We start from the raw sequence: 19,951 nt of genomic DNA, 5'->3' as shown, positions 1-19,951 counted from the left end.
TTATAACGGGATTTTGTAAATATAAATAATTATTTTAAACCAGCAATATGAACTGATAAGTCAATTAATTTACTTGAATATCCATATTCATTATCATACCAAGATATAATTTTGAAAAAAGTGGAATTTAATCCAATTCCAGCGTTAGCATCTATAATTGAAGTTCTAGGATCAGACACAAAATCTTGAGAAACAACTAAATCTTCCGTATATCCTAAAATACCTTTCATAGTCGTTTCTGAAGCTTTTTTCAATACTGCCATTATTTCTTCGTACGAAGTTTCTTTAGCAACTTTTACAGTTAAGTCTACCGCTGACACGTCAGTTGTAGGCACACGAAAAGCCATACCAGTTAATTTACCATTCAACTCTGGAATAACTTTCCCTACTGCTTTTGCAGCACCTGTAGAAGATGGGATTATATTACATGATGCGGCACGACCGCCTCTCCAATCTTTTTTAGAGGGACCGTCAGTTGTCATTTGTGTCGAAGTGGTAGCATGAACTGTTGTCATTAACGCTTCAACAATACCAAAATTATCATTAATAACTTTAGCCAATGGAGCTAAACAGTTTGTTGTGCAAGAAGCATTGGAAACAATAATATCTGATGCTTTCGCAGTTGTGTGATTAACTCCCATTACAAACATCGGAGCGTCAGCAGAAGGAGCAGAAATAATTACTTTCTTAGCACCGCCTTTTATATGCTCATTTGCAGTTTCAATGGTAGTAAAAAAACCAGTACATTCAGCAACCACATTTACATCAACTTCATTCCATTTTAGATCAGCTGGATTTCTCTCTGCAGTAATACGAATGTTTTTTCCATTCACAAACAATTGCCCTTCTTTAACTTCAACTGTTCCATTAAAACGTCCATGAACTGAATCATATTTTAGTAAATACGCTAAGTGATCTACATCTAGTAAATCATTGATTGCCACTACTTCTACATTATCTCTGTTAAAAGATTCTCTGAAAACGATTCTCCCTATTCTTCCAAATCCGTTTATTCCTAATTTTACTTTTGACATTTTTTTTAGCTTTACGCAATAAGCATTATGCTTTATGCTATTATTATAATTAATTTTCGTTCTATTTTATTCTCGTAAAAACCAACAGCTTATAGCAATCTTTACATTAAGTCGACATAATATCTGAAACTCGCAACAACTCTCGATCAATCATTGTTTTTCCTTTAATAGCTTGTTCTAAAGGAGTTAGTGAAACAGCATCATTTTGCAAACCAACCATAAAATTTGATTTTCCATCAATTAATGATTCTACAGCTTTGACACCTAACCTACTTGCTAAAACTCTATCAAAACACGAAGGAGAACCACCGCGCTGCATGTGACCTAAGACAGAAACCCGGACATCATATTCAGGCAAATTAGCTTCAACATAATCTTTTAACTCGAACACGTTTTTACCAATTTTATCGCCTTCGGCAATAACTACTATACTTGATGATTTTCCAGACGCTTTACTTTTTTGTAGAGATTCTAGTAATCGTTCTAAACCTAAATCTTCCTCGGGAATAAGAATTTCTTCTGCTCCGGCTCCTATACCTGCGTTTAGTGCAATGTGACCAGCGTCTCTACCCATCACCTCTACAAAAAACAATCGATTATGAGAACTTGCTGTATCTCTAATTTTATCGATGACTTCCACCACAGTATTCAAAGCTGTATCATATCCTAACGTATGACTTGTCCCAAAAATATCATTATCAATTGTTCCTGGAATTCCCATTATTGGAAAATCAAATTCTTTGTTAAATAGCAATGCTCCTGTAAATGTGCCATCTCCTCCTATTACCACTAAAGCATCAACACCAGCTTTTAGCAAATTTTCGTGCGCTTTATGTCGGCCCTCAGCTGTTTTAAATTCACTAGATCGTGCAGATTTTAATATCGTTCCTCCTTTATTAACGATATTATTTACACTTCTTGGTCCCATTTCCTTGAAGTCTCCTTCAATCATACCTTGATATCCTCTATATATTCCAATACATTCTATATTATGGTAAGCACAAGTTCTAACGACTGATCTAATGGCTGCATTCATTCCTGGCGAGTCTCCTCCTGAGGTCAGAACACCAACTTTCTTTATTGTTTTTGGCATTGTTTAAAGTATTAAAATGTAAATTTAGGAAACAATAATCATTTTCACGACTGTGATTTTATTAAAATGGTGTTGCTTTTTAAATTCAAACGTTTTCGTTGATAAGTTTTTTAAAATCTAAAAAAAAATGAATATTATTTAATAAAAGTAACAAAAAATAAATTATTGTTTAAAAATAATGAATTGAAACAATAATTATTATAAAACTTTGCACGAAATAATAAATAGTAAAAAATGATCTCAGTAAACGAAAATCAGAAGATTGAACCTTATTTTACACCTTCAGCCCTAACAGAATAATATTATCAGTTTAGCAAATTGATAACGACAATAGCGTTATGTTTTGTTAAGCAACACTATTTAAAAAGTATACGTATATAAAATAAAAACCCGTTGGGTATAATTAGTTTTTGATGGTGATTTTTCGTCAGTTCGCGTGTTTTTCGATAGAAAAATGTATCAAGAACAAGAAAAATTTCATTAAAAACGGTTCTCGATACATTTTTTACTCCGTTTTACTCCACCTAAAACACTAAAACTGACCTTTTGAATAATTATACCCAACGGGTAAAATAAAAGTAACTTAGTATTCCTCAGGGATTAAACCTTCTTGATTAGTTTTAACTTTTTCAGTGGCTGGTTTTTTAGATCTTTGGAATTTTATATATTCCGGAGATAAGTTAGAATCTTGATCTTCTGCGGTTGCTGTAGAAACTTTGTCAAACTTCAAATTTTTGAATATTTTATTAACAAATTCCTTAAAAGTATCAAAATCAACTTCATAAGAAACTCCTAAGCCTTGAGTATAACCTATTCCTTGACCAACGTAATTAATGTCATTTTCTTTATTAAAGAGTCTTAAATTAAGAGTCCCATCTTCGTTTACTCGGAAAAGCACTTCTACGTCTCCTACAATAGCTGATTCATTTATTCCCCCAAACGGTACTCCTAATTTTCCATTAATAGTAACTCGATCGTTTATTTTTGACGATATAGTAGCAACAAATCGACCATCTGTTTCTCTACCAATTCTTCTATCAGCTCCAATAAAATTTAAGCCAACTTTAAATTTATCATCATCGGTTTGAATAATTCCACCTAAAATACTGGATGCAGTTTCAAATAAACTTCCTGATAAATCAGATTGACTTATACCCTCTGCACTTAAAAATCCTCCGGATGAAAGTAGATACAATGCTTGTGTTTGTCTAATATCTTTATCATTTAATTTATACTGAATCTCTGATTTTAAAACAGAGCTAACCGTAGGGAATTCGATATTAAAATCAGGTTCAGGGCTCGTTAAATCACCACGAACTCCGATAATTACTTCCACTGGAACTTTAGTGTTAAAAGATGAATTTTGCAATAATACTGCTGGATTTGCCGAGGTTTTATATACCGCTTCTAAGTTTAATAAAGCTTTCATTGGATTCCCTTCCCAAGTAATTGAGCCACCTTTTTTCACTTCAAATTTCTTATCAATTAAACCTCCATATTTAAAATTATAAGTTCCTTCATAAGCTTGGAAATCGCCCCACATGTTGAATTTTCCTAACGTATTAATTTTAAATAGTAAAGATCCAAATCCTTTTCCTTTCATTCCATGTCCTGTATTTCGATCTAAAATAACTTCTACTTCAGCGTCTGGCGTTATATCAAAATCAAATTCTAATTCGAGTCCATTGTAATTTCTAGTGTTGTCTACAATACCATTTGCGAGATTGTATTTTTCTTTCTCTGTGACAAAATGTAGAAATATGTTATCGCTAACACTTTCAGCATTGTTTATAGGTATTTTAACTTCTGTCCCTTTTTCTGATTTAGCAGCAACTTTTATAAAAAGAGCGTTTGTTGGTCCTTTAATAGTAGCTATACCATCAATAAAAGCTGTACCATAATAAGCTGCATCCTCTTTATCTTTGGTATCCAATGCCAGTAATCTTTTCGAACTTATTTGTAAATCTAATTTCCAGTCTGCAAAATTATTGTGTTCAATAAAACCGTTTAGATTTCCTTTGGTTTTATATTTTGTGTCAGTTAAAGTATTATTTCTAAAAAGAAATCGCTCATCAGTAAGATCAATGATTGTGTTATCACTTAATCCATAATCAACATTTAGATACGGTATTGTAATTCCTGCATTATCAAGAAATAAACGACCGTTTATATTTGGTTTTTTAACATTCCCTTCAACAATAGCATTTCCAGAAATAGAACCTCTAATATTTGATAAAACATCACCTCCCAGGGAGTTTAGCGTCGCAACATTAAAGCCATCAAATTTCACACTTAGATCTAAAATCGTTTCCTTATTTACTATTTCAAAATTACCAGATGCGTTGAAGGATTCGACATCTTTATTTTCTAAATTAGAATTGATTGTAAATTTTTGTAGGTTTTGATCGCCTTCAATGTCAAAACCTAGCACACCTAATTCAGTTTTATTAATACTCAAATTATCAACCACAATTGAAGCAGTTGGCTGATAAACATCTTTATCTTGCTTAAAGCTAACTCCACCATTTATATTTCCGTCAAATACAAACTTTTTGTTTATCGGCGTAATTTGGTTTAAATCGACATCTTTAAAATCTAATTTTAAATCTTTATAATCAGATCCTTTAAAAGTACCAGCTAAAGAAATGGCTTGATTTTCATGCGACAATATTATATTATCGATACTAAAGTTGTTAAAGGATTTATCAAAAACAATTTGGTTATCCGGCTCTTCATCTTCATTTAAAAACCATAGATAATCTTTAAACTTTAGTTCTGATTTACTTATTCCTACCACATTATTATTATCTTTATTTATGGTATGATATAAATTGAGATTATAATAATCCTCAGCGTTATCGCCTCCTTTAAACTCCGATCTAAAATACAAAGTGTCTTTCATAGTCACGTTGATCAAACTAAAATCACGTATTTTATAATATTTAGTTTTTATACTATCTAGTTCAATGTATGCGTTGTACAATGGATTTTTATTATCTATTGAAACTTTAATATTGTCAAAAGTATTTGCCGATGCAATAATTTGAGGCGAATTGAAATTGAGTTTAAATTCTTGGTTATCTGAACTCATATTGCCTTTGACAACTGTATTTGGAGCAATCGAAATTTCAGGAAAAAATATTTCTATAATTTTATTATATACTGAAAAATTAAATTTTAAAAATTGTCCTTTTTTAACTTTGTGCGCTTTAAAATTTGTATACAAACTGCCCAGCGAATTTTTTACTAAGTTTTCGAGTTGATTGAACTCATACTTACCTATTATTTCTCCTTGTACAATATCAGGAGAGTTTACTGTAATAGTGCGAACTCGATCTTGGTTAAAAACAGAATTTATTGTAAAGTCATCAAAGTTATAGGTGTCTTTAGCATTTTGATACGAGGTTCGATTTATAAAAACATTACCTTGAAAATTCTCTATGTTATTTCCTGATGCTTGAACCACAACGTCACCCTTAAAAATAGAAACCGAATCTTTTACTAATTTTAGTTTACTTAAATCAGCATTTTCAACATCAATATGAAAATCATAACGGCTATCTTTATTACTTAAATCTAGTAAACCGTTAAATTTCATAGTTAAATTTGGGTCATCCACAGATATTTGACCTGTATATTTTGGACTTTTTAATGTCCCATCAACAACTATATTTGTGTATGTATATTTTTTAAAATCAATGCTTGTAATGTCACCTTTGATAGCCGTATCTAAATATTTTTGTTTAAATCCTTTCCCATCAACATCCATATTTAAAGTTACCATGCCCAAATCATTTTGCTCTAATAATGTACCTATATCAAAATTTTCTAGAACCACTTTTCCTATATAAGAAGCTTTATCTATATTGTCAATATTCTGAATGGCTAAATTGGAAACTACCTTTCCTAATGCTGTCGCTATTGAGATATCGGCTTCGACGGATTTAGTTGAGACGCTCGCTATACCAGAAGCATTAAATCTTCCTAATTTTTTTAATGCCGTTGGTAGTTTATTTCCTAAAATATTAGGCAAAATTACTACTAAATCGTCGTAGGTAGAAGTTAGTTTACCGAATTTAGCATACATAGAAAACTGTTGTCCATTTTTAGCAAATAAATTTTTAAAACTTATATCTCCTATTATTTGTGTTTTACGATCATCAATTAACTTTAAATTTCTAAATTTTAGGTTATTTAAAGTTCCAGTAATAATGGATTTTAGATTGAAATTTTGGTTTTTCCCTATTTCTTTGTAAAAGTTCCTAATATCATTTGAAGCTATTGACGAAGTTTTTAATTTAATATCAAAGCGCACTTTATCATTGAAATTAGCAAAATCCTCAATCTTGTAGCTAAGCACTACATCTCCATTTAAAACTGACTCTTTAGTTAATAAATCTAAACTTTGAAGTTTGATACTTTTTTTTGAATAAGAAAATTTAGAACTGAGATTTTTCACATAAAGACCTCTAAAATCTTGAAATGACATCTTGTTAATTTTAGTAGTTACATCAGGACCATAAATTAAAAAATCAGTAACTGAGGCGTTTATTTTAGTAAAATCGACCTCTTTGGGATTAGCACGATTCTCATCCGTTAAAATAAAGTGACCATTGTGAATTTGTAATTTATTTGCTTTAAGCAAAAACTTACGTGTTGAAGGTTTACCAGTTTCAAAAGCATTAATGAATTTATCTAAATTACTTACTTTCTCGTTTTTATACGTTTTCAAATTAAAAAGAAGTCCATGTAAATCCAATCCATCAAAAATTAAATCTCCATCTAATAATTTTTTTCCCTCTAATATCGTGGTTGCTATTCGTTGCGAGTATATTAACGTATCCTTTTTATGGTCTCTAATAAGCACGTTTTTAAACTTAACTCCCCCAAATACAGATATTGCTACACCTTCAATTTTAATGTTTGTACCAAAATCTTTATTAATACTATTTGTAAAATATTGAGCAATTTTAGTTTGAACAATAGGTAAAGTAAGTGCGATAGCAAGAACTAACAAAAGCAAAATAATGCCAATGAAGGAACGAAATACTATTTTAATAAATTTTTTGATACCTTTTTTTTATTTAAATTTTCTAATGTTTCATTTTGCCTACTGAAACAGAAAGCCTTTGATAAAAATTCTCTAATTTTGCCCTTTGGCAAGGATAAACTTTTATAAAATTAAGACCTGTCAAAAGTAATTCAAAATTAGTGCCTTTTTATGCAAAATCCTGAGGTTTTTATTCTTGCTATTGAAAGTTCTTGTGATGATACCGCAGCGGCGGTTTTACAAAACGATAAAGTACTATCAAATGTTGTGGCAAACCAGCTAATTCATACACAATATGGCGGCGTTGTTCCAGAACTTGCATCGCGTGCACACCAGCAAAATATTGTTCCCGTAGTTGCGGCCGCACTCAAAAATGCTAACATAAAAAAACAGCAATTATCAGCAATAGCCTTTACGCAAGGTCCTGGATTGATGGGATCACTTTTGGTAGGAAGTTCGTTTGCTAAATCATTGGCATTAGCACTTGGAATTCCACTCATCGCGGTCAATCATATGCAGGCTCATGTTTTAGCGCATTTTATTACCGAAGATGGTTATGAAAAACCAACTTTCCCTTTTTTAGCATTGACTATCAGTGGCGGACACACGCAAATTATTAAAGTAACTGATTTTTTTGATATGACTGTAATTGGTGAAACTACCGATGACGCAGTTGGTGAAGCTTTCGACAAAAGCGCAAAAATTTTAGGACTGCCTTATCCTGGTGGACCACTAATTGATAAATATGCACAATTAGGAAACCCAAAAGCTTTTACATTTACAAAACCAAAAGTTCCTGGATTAAATTTTAGTTTTTCAGGATTAAAGACAGCAATTTTATATTTTATTCAAAAGAAAAAATTAGAAAATCCCGCGTTTGTAGATGAAAACCTAAATGACATTTGTGCTTCCATACAGTACACTATAATTGAAATTTTGATGGACAAATTAAAGTTAGCCGTTAAGGAAACTGGAATTACGCAAATTGCCATTGGTGGCGGTGTTTCTGCTAATTCAGGAATACGAAATACACTAAAAACAGCAGAAAATAGATATGGATGGAAGACTTTTATTCCAAAATTTGAATACACTACCGATAATGCCGCAATGATAGGAATTGTGGGCTATCAAAAATTTTTAACACGAACATTTGAAACTTCAGCTGTGGTTTCTAGAGCAAGAATACAACTATAAATTATGCAATTATTTTACAATCCCCATATTAAAGAAACAACTGAAAATTTTACTTTTGACAAAGAAGAAAGTAAACATATCATTAAGGTTTTGCGAAAAAAAGATTCTGATATTTTATATGTTACAAATGGTCTCGGATTTTTATTTAAAACAGAGATTACGCTGGCTTCCGACAGCAAATGCGCTGTTAAAATACTTTCATTTGAGAAAGCAATTCCTTCAAAATTTAGATTGCATCTTGCTGTTGCACCTACAAAAATGAATGATCGTTACGAATGGTTTTTAGAAAAAGCAATAGAAATAGGCGTCCAAGAAATAACACCAATTATATGTGATCATTCTGAAAGAAAAATAATTAACAACGATCGTTTTGACAAAATTGTTTTGGCTGCTATGAAACAATCTAATCAAATGTTTCTCCCAAAACTAAATCCCGCTATTACTTTTAAAGAATTTATTAATATTGTCAACGATAATGTAAAATTAATTGCACATTGCGAAGAAACTGACAAGAAAACTTTAAAGTCAATTTTAAAACCGAATCAAAATTTAACCATAATGATAGGACCTGAAGGAGACTTTTCTCAAAAAGAAATCGCTTTAGCACTAGCTTATAAATTTATTCCTATTACCTTGGGTAAAACAAGATTACGAACTGAAACTGCGGCAATTGTTGCTTGTCACAGTGTTGTTTTTATTAATGAACTTTAAAAATATTTAAGATATGAAAAATATATTTTATCTCCTGCTATTATTTTCAATAACTTCATTTTCACAGGAAATAGCGTTATTAAAATACAGCGGCGGCGGTGATTGGTATGCGAATCCAACCTCGTTACCCAACTTGATAAAATATTGCAACGCAACAATTAATACTCGTATAAATTCCAAACCTGCAACCGTGGAACCGAGCAGTCCTGATTTACTTTCCTACCCATTTGCACACATGACAGGTCACGGAAACGTAGTTTTTAACGCTGCTGATATAAGCAATTTACAAAATTATCTTCGGGCTGGAGGATTTCTGCATATTGATGATAATTACGGGATGAACGAATATATTCGAAAAGAAATTAAAAAAATTTTTCCAAACAATAATTTACTTGAAATTCCAGCTTCACACGTAATTTTCCAAAAGCCAAATGCATTTCCGAACGGATTACCAAAAATTCACGAGCATGATGGCAAACGTCCACAAGCATTTGGGATATTCTTAGAAAATAAATTAGTATTACTATACACTTATGAGTGCGATCTAGGAGATGGTTGGGAAGATGCTGAAGTAAATAATGATCCAAAAGAAGTACGCGATAAAGCTTTGAAAATGGGTGCAAATATCATTAGTTACATTTTTAACAATTAAATAAATTTCCTTCACTAATTATATTGTTTACTCTACATGTAATTTTTTAATAACATCTTATTTGTAAATGTTTTAAAATTAGAGGTAAACATAAATATAGTAGATCTGATCTAACTATTGAATATTTCAAATTTAGCAACTGCCATTCACAAATATTTTTTGAACAGTTACTTCCTTTGTAATACAACTTTCTAGTCTTAGAGTTGATGATTAATCAAGATTGTAAAAAAATCTATTATTATAATAGATTGTGCTAACAATTTGTGTGTATACTATTAACTATAAATTAGTCTTTCTTGATAATACAAGTGTTTAGATTAAAGATAATATCTCGCAGATAAATAGACTATCGGCATTTTAATAAAATCTTGAAATAAAACAAAATAAATAAATTTCTATAAGATTTTTTTCACTTAAAAAAAATAATTTATTACTAGAAGTCATGTAACACTGTTTTTTTCAAAAATTAAAAATAAAAAAAATTATTAGTATTGATTATTATAGAAAATGTTATAAAATTGTTAATAATTAACCCAAATCTATTAATTTATAACATTTTATTATGAAGAAAATTTTTTTATCAGCAGCAGCAGTTATGTTATTATTCTCTTGTCAAAATGACACAATTCAATCTGATACAGAAACAAATTCTGTATTAAAGCGCGGCTGTGCATCAAGTGATGTATTAGAAGCTCAAATGAAAGCTGATCCCAAATTAGCCTTAACAATGAATAATATTGAAAATTTTACAAATAAAGCCATGAAATCGGGGCGTTTAGTTAATGGTAAAGTACAAATTCCAGTTGTTGTCAATGTTCTTTATAGAACTGCAAGCGAAAACATATCATTAGCGCAAATTCAGTCTCAAATTGATGTTTTAAATAGAGATTTTAATGCACAAAATACTGATTTTTCATCAGTACCTGAATTATTTTCATCAGTAAAAGCTAATGTCGGTATTTCATTTGTATTACAAAACGTTGTAAGAAGAGCAACGACAGTACAATCTTGGACTACAAATGATGCAATGAAAAAATCAGCTACAGGAATTGCTCCTACTAGTGCTACAACAGTTCTTAATATGTGGGCTTGTAATTTAGGTGGTGGTATTTTAGGTTATGCACAATTTCCGGGCGGTGCATCATCTACTGATGGTGTTGTCATAGACAATAATGCTTTTGGAACTACCGGATCAGTAGCAGCACCTTTTAACTTAGGTCGAACTGCAACCCATGAAGTGGGTCACTGGATGAATTTACGCCATATATGGGGCGATGCAAATTGTGGAAGCGACTTAGTATCTGATACCCCAACTCATAATGAACCAAATTACGGAGTACCTGCTTATCCAAGTCAAAGTTTATGTTCTGGAAACCCAGTAGAAATGACAATGAATTATATGGATTACACTGATGATCGAGGAATGTACATGTTTTCAAATGGTCAAAAATCCAGAATGGCTGCTTTATTTGTGTCAGGTGGAGCAAGAGCTAGTTTCGGACGCTAATCTTAAACACAATACTTTTTTAGAACTAAAAACTCGCTACTTATTAGCGAGTTTTTTTATATTTACAAATTAAAATAAAAACATGATCACTTCAAAAATAATATCAAACGGTATTCTGAGAGCATTACTAACAATTGTAGTTATTGGTATAGCGCTACTTTTTTTTTATAAAATTCAATCTGTTTTAATTTACCTAGTTGTATCTTTAATTTTAACATTAATAGGACATCCACTTTTAGATTTCTTTAAAAGAAGATTAAAATTCAATCATGTTTTTGCTACAATCGCAGTTTTATTCTTTTTTGTTTTAATTATTTTCGGTTTTATCATGTTGGTTGTTCCGTTAATTTTATCACAAGGAGAGAATTTATCATTATTAAACACCACAGCTATTGAGAGTAATATAGTTCAGCTAATTAAACAAATAACGATTTTTTTAGAGGGTCATCACATTGACTCTGCCCAAGTTTTAGAACAATCAAATATCACGTCAAAATTAAATTTTAATTTTATTCCAAATTTTTTAAATGCCCTTTTAGGAACTATAAGTAGTTTTGGAATGGGATTAGGATCTGTTTTGTTTATTACTTTTTTCTTTTTAAAAGATCGAAAAATATTTATGTTAGGAGCAAGAAAGTTAATTCCAAACAGTCATGAAGATCAAATATTGAATTCCTTAGAAAAAACAAATCATTTACTATCTCGCTATTTTATAGGACTTTTACTTCAATTGTTTATTGTTTTTTTACTTTACCTTATCGTCTTGTTTATTTTTGGAATTCCTAATGCGCTTATAATAGCTTTTCTCTGTGCTGTTTTAAATATCATTCCTTACATCGGACCTTTGATTGCATCGTTTTTAGCAGCCATACTAACGATGTTGAGTAATTTGGGCAGCGATTTTCAATCTGAAATTTTACCAACAACAATTTATGTTTTAATTGGATTTTGGATCGTTCAGCTTATTGATAACAATCTATCACAACCCATCATTTTTTCTAAAAGTGTAAGTTCTCATCCATTAGAAATTTTTTTAGTGATTTTAATCGCAGGATTTCTTTTTGGAATATTAGGAATGATTATCGCCGTTCCATTATATACTATAATTAAAGTAATTGGAAAAGAATTTTTTCCTAATAATCAAATAATTCGACTATTAACTAAAGACATTTAATTTTGGATCCACTGATTCTAAGTAAGGAAATTCAAGCATTCATCAGTGAAAATGTAGGTGGAAGTATTTCCAAATTAGCACTACAAAAAAACCCTTTTCCAGCTGTTGAATGGATTAGTATTTTAACCCAAATTGAAGCTAAAACAAAAGCTAAAAGTAAACTTCCGCTTTGGTATTCGACTGAAAATATAATCTACCCTGCAAAAATTTCAATAGAGCAAACATCATCCGAAAAAACTGCCTTATACAAAGCATCAATTGTTTCTGGAGATAACTTAATTGATTTAACGGGAGGTTTTGGTATCGATGATTATTATTTTAGTAAAAAAGTAAAAACTGTCTTTCACTGTGAAATAAGCAATAAATTATCGGCCATTGTCCAGCATAATTTTACGCAGTTATCTGCTGAGAATATTTCATGTTATGCTGGTGATAGTTTAGTAACTTTAAAAAAATTAAATAAACAATGGGACTGGATATACATCGACCCCTCTCGCCGCAGTGAGGCTAAGAGAAAAGTTTTTTTACTAAAAGATTGTTTGCCTAATGTTCCAGAAAATTTAGACCTATACTTCCAGTATTCCAACTTACTCTTAATAAAAACCGCGCCAATTCTAGATATTTCCGCTGGATTATTGGAATTAAAAAATGTAAAAGCAATTCATATTATCGCTATTGACAATGAAGTAAAGGAATTATTATGGGAATTAGATTCCTCGTTTACCGGAGCTCCGCTATTAAAAACTATAAATATAACAAGAGACCAACTAGAAGAATTTGACTTTTACTTTGATAACACAGCTTTATATTCAAGACTCTCGCTTCCAGAAAAGTATTTGTACGAACCTAACAGTGCTATTATGAAATCGGGTGGATTTGACCAAGTTGGAGCATATTACAACATCAATAAGTTACATAAACATTCCCACTTGTATACGAGCGAAAATCTAATTTATTTCCCAGGAAGAATATTTGAGATACTCAATTCATTTTTATACAATAAAACAGAAATGAAAAAAATACTTGAAGGGAAACAAGCTAATGTTACAACACGTAATTTTCCTGATTCAGTAGAAAGTATTAGAAAAAAATGGAAAATAAAAGATGGCGGGAATTTATATTGTTTTTTTACAACTGATATGAATGATAATAAAATAGTTTTAATTTGTACAAAAATATAAAAAAATGAAACACCTACTTAATTTAGCACTATTCGTTTTCACTTTAAATCTTGTTGCGCAAAAACCTTGTGATTATAGCACTAATGTAACTGATTCGATTGGTACGTATAAATCGACCAAAGATTATATTATAAACGAAAAGCATTTTGGCGGAAGCTCTAGTTATATTTTTTATTCATTAGCTCTAACTGATGGAACGCCAACGCTAAATGTACAAACGCTATCTAAAAGTAAAGATTTTATTACCGCTAATTGCTTTGATAAGGATTCCAAAATTTTTCTACAATTATCAAATGGTAAAATAATTACTTTACTACACACAGATCAAGAAAACTGTGGAACCATGATTCGCGATGATAAAGGATTTGACAACAGAATAAATTCAGGAACTTTTTTCTTCATGAAGGGAAGCATGGAAGAGCTTAAACGATCTACTGTTTCATTAATGCGTATTAAATATTTAACTAGCATTGAGGATTATGTCCTCCCAAAAGAACTTAAATCAGAGTTAGACCAAACGATCTATTATCCAGAAACTTATTTTATGGACAATCTAAAATGTATTGAATAACTCTTGTAATAAAGGCTAATTACAATCCCATTTAACATTAGAAAGCGGATCGCTCAGCGCTGATTTTAAGTTGTAGTGCCACCATTCTGAATTGAATGGATTAAATCCGCTACTGATCATAACTGATTTTAATAATTTTCTATTTCGTTTAATTTTGGTAGATAGGTTTGTATAGTTATGACCAGCCTCCTTACCAAAAAAGTCGAAAGAAGTTCCCATTTCAATTTCATTGCCTTTACCATCAACAAGTGTTATATCTACAGCTCCGCCTCGATTGTGTATGGAACCTTTAGCTGGATTTGCAACATATTCCGGATTTGAAACAATAGCCCACATTTTTTTTTGAATATCTAAGGGACGATAACAATCAAATATTTTAATTTGATAGCCTTTTTTTTGAAATTTTTTATTTGCGTCAATTAAAGCATTCGCTGTTTTTAACCTCAAGTAACATTCAGCACAATCATATACTTGGGTTTTCAAAAAATTATTATCTGTTGCATACTTCATGTCATAGACGAAGTCTTGACTGTATTCCTTTAAATTTACAAAAGTAGTATCAGTAATAAGAGGTTGAACATTTTTTTTACTTTCTACAGATTGAGATTTACAAGAAATCAGACATAAAAGAAAAGAAGCGACAAGTACAGTTTTTATAGAATTATTCATAAAAATCTAAATTTTACTTAAAAATAGACTTTTAGAAATAATCTCGATAAAAAACAAGAATAAATTTTTTGTTATTATTTTTTTTATAGAGCACAATCATGAAAAAACTAACTTAAATGAATCCATTTTTTTTCACTGTTTAATTTAAAGGTACCAATGTGTTCCTTATTCCATTCATTTGGTCCAATTAACGACAAAAAATTAAATCCATCAGCACTACGATATAAATGATAAATTTCACCAATAACAGGCTCGAAAGAAAATTTAGAACTGTAAACTAACTCGTTCCACTCAAATTCTTCTAATAAGCTTTCATATTGTGATTTAAGTTCGTCAAACTTACTTGCAAACTGCTTATTGACATTTGTAATGCCTCTGCTTTTCCATGAAACTAAGTCATCTACACGAATTGCAGGCGCACCAACACTAGTCGCATATGGTAAAATATTGGCATTGTAACCTTGTTTTTCGGAATAAACTATGTTATCGGGCTTTTTATCTTTCATTAAACTTTATTATTAACAATTATTTTATGTCAAATTTTTATCTTACTCTAGAATAGTGATATTCGACTATTTATGTGATCTAATTTACGTTATCTATTGTTACACTTAAAAAATTTTAGTCTCTTAAACTTTTTACAAATATAAATTATATTTTTTGTTTAACGTTATTTATTTAATGATAAACAAAACTATTTTTTATGTCATTTCATTAATGATACTAATCTTAATTAGTTATATTTAAAACTAAAATCCCATTTAAGTTTTTGATTTGATTTCCATTTACAACTCGATGTTTTCTGAACGTAAAAACTGATATCAAAAATTTTCAATGGGCGAAAAAAGAATATCTTTATCTAGATCTTTAAAATCTAATTATGCTGTTCCTGAAAAATTCTCAGGAGTATAGGTGGATCGATTATTGCGTTTTTTGATTTTCCATTAATTTCAAGACGCGTTTTGTAGCATTAAGATTAAATCCAATTTGTAAAGCAATATTTTGGATTGCGATGGCTTCATTACTATGTATAATACCATCGCAATGCATAAGAAGCACTAATCTATAAAATTGATGTATTCTCTGAAATTCTGATTAGACAGGCAAAATATTTGTCTCTTGATGAAAAAGATCTTGTAAAATTACTGTATCAAAACTAATTTCCTAAGCGACAATTTTTAAAAATTGATATTCATTTTTGTGTAAATGACCATCCACAGGACAAAAAGTAATCATTTATAAAAGTAAACTCTTTTTTTCTTCAAATGTGTTCATCTAATTATTATTTTTAGCTAAAATATTGTTTTCAAAATTCAAACACAAAATTTAAAGTATGATTCATCGCAAGCTACTGTTTTTATTTCTGCTTTTAATAAGTGTAATTAGTGATGCTCAAAATACAGATTTAAAAACTAAAATTGTAAAAAGTAACACAGTATCAAAAAATGTCTCTACTTTCATAATTGATGCACCTGAACTACAAATAAAAAAAAAGATTTGGATTTATTTACCTAATAATTATGATTTATCGAAAACAAAATATGATGTGATTTATATGCATGATGCTCAAAATTTATTTGATGCTACTACGTCCTATGGTGGAGAATGGAATATAGATGAAAAGTTAGATAGTCTAAGCGCTCCCATAATCGTAGTGGGGACAGAACACGGAAATGATAAGCGAATTGATGAATTAACCCCTTTTAAAAATGAAAAATACGGAGGTGGAAAAGCAGATGATTATTTAAATTTTGTTGTTAAAACTTTAAAGCCCTATATTGATAAAACCTATCGAACAAAACCTAAGAGTAAAAATACGATTATTATGGGAAGTTCTCTTGGAGGCCTGACTTCATACTATGCTGTTCTAAAATTTCCAACAGTTTTTGGTAAAGCTGCCGTTTTTTCTCCATCTTTTTGGATCAATAAAGAAATTTACGACGCAACCAAAAAATCTTCAAAAATAAAAGCAAAAATCTACTTCCTTTGTGGCGATAATGAAAGTGAAGATATGGTTGCTGATTTAAATAAAATGGAACTATTACTTAACAGTAATAGGTGTTATTGTTTGAATTTAAATAGAAAGAAAATCGTAAAAGGTGGACAACACAATGAAAAGCTCTGGCGCGATAGTTTTGTAGATGCTTTACTTTGGCTTGGCTATTAAAATATTTAAACCTGCAGAAATTAAAAATTTTTTAGAATTAAAATAGTAATATTATGGAACTAATACTAAAAGAATACAACCTTAAATTAAAGCATACATTTACAATTTCAAGGGAATCAATAGACTTTCAACCATCTCTTATTGTCGAATTAAAAAATGATCACTTTTCAGGTTTTGGCGAAGCAACCTCAAATCCGTATTATAAGACCACCGTTGCTATAATGATGAAGGATTTAGAAAAGATTCGATATATAATAGAGGCAATTAACGATATCACTCCTGCAGATTTTTATACAAAATTACATCCTCATTTAGAGCATGATATGTTTGCTTTATGTGCTTTGGACATGGCTTATAATGATTTATATGCACGTCAAAAAGGTAAAAAACTATATGAGTTATGGAATTATTCAATCGATAAAAATCCAATGACTGATTACACAATCGGTATTGCATCCATAGAAAAAATGGTAACTAAAATGCAAGAATTACCATGGCCCATATATAAAATAAAATTAGGAACAAAAGAGGATATTGCAATTGTAACTGAACTCAGAAAACACACCAATGCGATTTTTAGAATTGATGCTAATTGTGGTTGGACCGTTGATGAAACAATAAGTAATGCCATAAAATTAAAAAAATTGGGAGTAGAATTCCTCGAACAACCTCTAAAAGCAGATAATTGGGAAGGACATAAAGAAGTTTTTAAACATTCTGCTCTCCCAATCATAGCAGATGAAAGTTGCATCATCGAAGAAGATGTATCTAAATGTTTGAATCACTTTCACGGTGTAAATGTAAAATTAGTAAAGTGCGGCGGATTAACTCCGGGTAGAAGAATGCTTCAAGAGGCAAAGAAACTGGGTTTAAAAACTATGGTGGGATGTATGACTGAATCAACCGTAGGAATATCGGCAATTGCGCAATTACTCCCACTTCTTGATTATGTGGATATGGATGGAGCATTACTTTTGGCTAAAGACATTGCAACTGGGGTAACTATAGATTATGGTAAAATATCATATTCTGAATTGCACGGAACCGGCGTGACGCTAATTTAGTCTTAAAATGAAAGTAAAGCAATTTCCAGGTCGAGCGATTCGCGTTAAGGATGAAGATTATTTATATTTTGGTGGCACTGCTTATCTTGGTTTGCCAACAAATCCCAAATTTCAACAATTGCTGATAAAAAATATTTTGGTTTGGGGCACCGCATACGGAAGTTCAAGAAATGCAAACGTACAGCTAACTGCTTATGAAAATGGCGAACTGTTTCTAGCTAAATATATTAAATCAACATCAGCGCTCACCGTTTCTTCAGGAATGTTAGCAGGAAAGATCGTTCTAGAAGTACTAAAACCACAAACAGATTGCTTTTTTCATTTTCCTGACACGCATGCTGCAATTAAAATAGCTGGCAGTTTACCCTTTTACATTGACAAAAAATTAAATCCTCGTTTATCAGATTCAATTAATGAAAATATAACAATTTTAACGGATGCCGTTCCATCGCTTTCCACGACAGCAGTTGAGCTATCTATTTTAAATGAAATATCTAAAACCAAAGAAGTAACGCTACTTATTGATGAATCACATTCATTAGGAATTTTAGGAGAAAATGGTTGCGGACTTTATTCAAGCATTGATTTTCCTAACATTAAAAGAAAAATTACGATTGCCTCGTTAGGTAAGGCAATGGGTTTGTCCGGAGGAGTTATCGCAAGCGATGTAGAATTTATAAATCAAATAAGAAATATAGATACTTTTGTCTCCAGTGCAGGAATGAATCCTGCATTTGCGCAAACACTAGCCGAAGCGGCAGATATTTTTGTTTACCAACACAAGAAATTACACGTTAATCTAGATTATCTTGGAACGCATTTAAATAAGAGCGATAAATTTAAATTTGCAGCTAATTATCCTATTATTTATCCCGTTGCAATAGGAATCAATTCAATTTTATACAAAAGCAAAATCATCATAACTAATTTTAAATATCTTCGAGATAATAAGGAATTAAATCGTGTCGTAATCACAGCTAACCATAAAAAGAAAGATCTAGATATTTTAATTAAAGTTTTGAATAAAATCTAATAAGAAGTAAAGATTAATTGTACTTTATTATATTGTTCTAAAATAAGGTTTTTAATCTCAATAAAAGATTTATTAAATTTTGAAAAGATCAGCAGGTCTTCTCAATATGATGTTAGTAAATAATACAGCCATCCTAGAAATTGAGAAGAAATTGAAAATTACATAACTTAGCTGGTAAAACAACAAGTTTTGTAAAATTACCTAAAACTCATAACACTTATACTTCCTGAATTAATAATAGAACACTTTGATTTGGTAAATACCAAAACCGAACAAGAGAAAATGTATTTGTATTTTGAAGCAAAAACACTCCTCCAAAAGAACATAACACTAGACAACTTATCTCTAACGGTATTTTAAATGAGATTACCATTCAAAATTTCCCGCTCAGAACGAAAATTTGCATAGCTCCAAAATAAAAGAAGTCGTTGGACCGATAAACAGTTGCTAGAAATCATTCAAAGAGATTGGAATATTACAGCACAAGAAACCCGCACTACTCAATAGTTTACCACTTTTTTAAAAAAATTAATAGATACTAAAGCAAACGACTGTTATACTATAGGTTCATTCTTTGGTGTCAATAGAAAAAACTATAAAAACAATACAAAAAACATCTCAATAACTTCAATAGTCGTGAACAATAAGTACCAATCCCTGACTGCCAAATTTTCCCTGAAAACATGATAAACTTCTTGTCTATAGACAAAGTTGACCTATCAATGAGAGAGCTTTATACCGTAGTCACTAATAAGAAAAGAAAGGTTCTATAGTGGCTAATGTTGCAGGAACCAAAGCAGAAATCGTTATTAGTCACTTGCTAAAAATAGATTTAAAAAAACGTAATCAGG

At 30.6% G+C, this 19,951-nt stretch carries 15 protein-coding genes; 10 read left to right on the top strand and 5 right to left on the bottom strand.

Translation table 11 applies throughout. The features are described from left to right. Positions 1-29: 29 nt before the first annotated feature. From gap to BUA99_RS12375, 3 genes are all read right to left on the bottom strand, one after another. Positions 30-1,034 (bottom strand): type I glyceraldehyde-3-phosphate dehydrogenase, encoded by a 1,005-nt coding sequence (gap, locus tag BUA99_RS12385; protein ID WP_072992827.1) that lies wholly within the window; start codon positions 1,032-1,034, stop codon positions 30-32. 106 nt (positions 1,035-1,140) lie between these two features. After that, the gene (gene pfkA / locus BUA99_RS12380) at positions 1,141-2,127 is read right to left on the bottom strand and encodes a 6-phosphofructokinase (RefSeq protein ID WP_072992825.1); all 987 of its coding nucleotides are present in this window, start codon (positions 2,125-2,127) and stop codon (positions 1,141-1,143) included. A gap of 583 nt (positions 2,128-2,710) precedes the next feature. Beyond that, positions 2,711-7,144, bottom strand: a complete 4,434-nt coding sequence (locus tag BUA99_RS12375) for a translocation/assembly module TamB domain-containing protein (RefSeq protein ID WP_072992822.1) — start codon at positions 7,142-7,144, stop codon at positions 2,711-2,713. A 204-nt stretch (positions 7,145-7,348) separates the two neighbouring features. Here BUA99_RS12375 and tsaD point away from each other — a divergent pair, with 204 nt between their 5' ends. The 7 genes from tsaD (at position 7,349) to BUA99_RS12340 (ending at position 14,167) form a co-directional block, all read left to right on the top strand. Continuing rightward, on the top strand, positions 7,349-8,371 hold the full coding sequence (gene tsaD, locus BUA99_RS12370; protein ID WP_072992819.1) for a tRNA (adenosine(37)-N6)-threonylcarbamoyltransferase complex transferase subunit TsaD: 1,023 nt from the start codon (positions 7,349-7,351) through the stop codon (positions 8,369-8,371). A gap of 3 nt (positions 8,372-8,374) precedes the next feature. Further along, entirely contained in the window at positions 8,375-9,082 is a 708-nt protein-coding gene (locus BUA99_RS12365; RefSeq protein ID WP_072992817.1) for a 16S rRNA (uracil(1498)-N(3))-methyltransferase, read from the top strand. A gap of 13 nt (positions 9,083-9,095) precedes the next feature. Then, the gene (locus BUA99_RS12360; protein ID WP_072992814.1) at positions 9,096-9,734 is read left to right on the top strand and encodes a DUF4159 domain-containing protein; all 639 of its coding nucleotides are present in this window, start codon (positions 9,096-9,098) and stop codon (positions 9,732-9,734) included. 562 nt (positions 9,735-10,296) lie between these two features. Continuing rightward, positions 10,297-11,241 carry a zinc metalloprotease gene (locus tag BUA99_RS12355; RefSeq protein ID WP_072992811.1) on the top strand — a complete coding sequence of 315 codons (945 nt, stop codon included), beginning with the start codon at positions 10,297-10,299 and terminating at the stop codon, positions 11,239-11,241. Between the two features lie 82 nt (positions 11,242-11,323). Continuing rightward, on the top strand, positions 11,324-12,415 hold the full coding sequence (locus BUA99_RS12350; protein WP_072992808.1) for an AI-2E family transporter: 1,092 nt from the start codon (positions 11,324-11,326) through the stop codon (positions 12,413-12,415). 2 nt (positions 12,416-12,417) lie between these two features. Next, complete coding sequence (locus tag BUA99_RS12345; RefSeq protein ID WP_072992805.1) at positions 12,418-13,596, top strand: THUMP-like domain-containing protein; 1,179 nt, start codon at positions 12,418-12,420, stop codon at positions 13,594-13,596. A 4-nt stretch (positions 13,597-13,600) separates the two neighbouring features. Further along, positions 13,601-14,167 (top strand): hypothetical protein, encoded by a 567-nt coding sequence (locus BUA99_RS12340; protein WP_072992803.1) that lies wholly within the window; start codon positions 13,601-13,603, stop codon positions 14,165-14,167. A gap of 15 nt (positions 14,168-14,182) precedes the next feature. On the opposite strand, the gene BUA99_RS12335 is transcribed toward BUA99_RS12340, so the two are convergent. Both BUA99_RS12335 and BUA99_RS12330 read right to left on the bottom strand, forming a co-directional pair. Further along, positions 14,183-14,836 carry a M15 family metallopeptidase gene (locus BUA99_RS12335; RefSeq protein WP_072992800.1) on the bottom strand — a complete coding sequence of 218 codons (654 nt, stop codon included), beginning with the start codon at positions 14,834-14,836 and terminating at the stop codon, positions 14,183-14,185. Between the two features lie 107 nt (positions 14,837-14,943). Continuing rightward, a complete protein-coding gene (locus tag BUA99_RS12330; protein WP_072992797.1) occupies positions 14,944-15,342 on the bottom strand; it encodes a DUF2452 domain-containing protein in 399 nt (132 codons plus the stop codon). Between the two features lie 827 nt (positions 15,343-16,169). On the opposite strand from BUA99_RS12330, the gene BUA99_RS12320 reads away from it, so the two are divergent. From BUA99_RS12320 to BUA99_RS12310, 3 genes are read left to right on the top strand one after another with little or no spacing between them, the layout of a single operon-like run. Further along, positions 16,170-17,003 carry an alpha/beta hydrolase gene (locus tag BUA99_RS12320; RefSeq protein WP_084673546.1) on the top strand — a complete coding sequence of 278 codons (834 nt, stop codon included), beginning with the start codon at positions 16,170-16,172 and terminating at the stop codon, positions 17,001-17,003. A gap of 53 nt (positions 17,004-17,056) precedes the next feature. Further along, on the top strand, positions 17,057-18,067 hold the full coding sequence (locus BUA99_RS12315; RefSeq protein WP_072992794.1) for a dipeptide epimerase: 1,011 nt from the start codon (positions 17,057-17,059) through the stop codon (positions 18,065-18,067). Positions 18,068-18,074: 7 nt separating this feature from the next. Continuing rightward, a complete protein-coding gene (locus tag BUA99_RS12310; protein WP_072992792.1) occupies positions 18,075-19,100 on the top strand; it encodes an aminotransferase class I/II-fold pyridoxal phosphate-dependent enzyme in 1,026 nt (341 codons plus the stop codon). The last annotated feature ends 851 nt before the right edge of the window (positions 19,101-19,951 follow it).

Source organism: Flavobacterium segetis (genome assembly GCF_900129575.1).
Lineage (GTDB): Bacteria > Bacteroidota > Bacteroidia > Flavobacteriales > Flavobacteriaceae > Flavobacterium > Flavobacterium segetis.
Note: the sequence above shows the minus strand (reverse complement) of the source record. Positions and strands in the feature narration are given on the sequence as shown.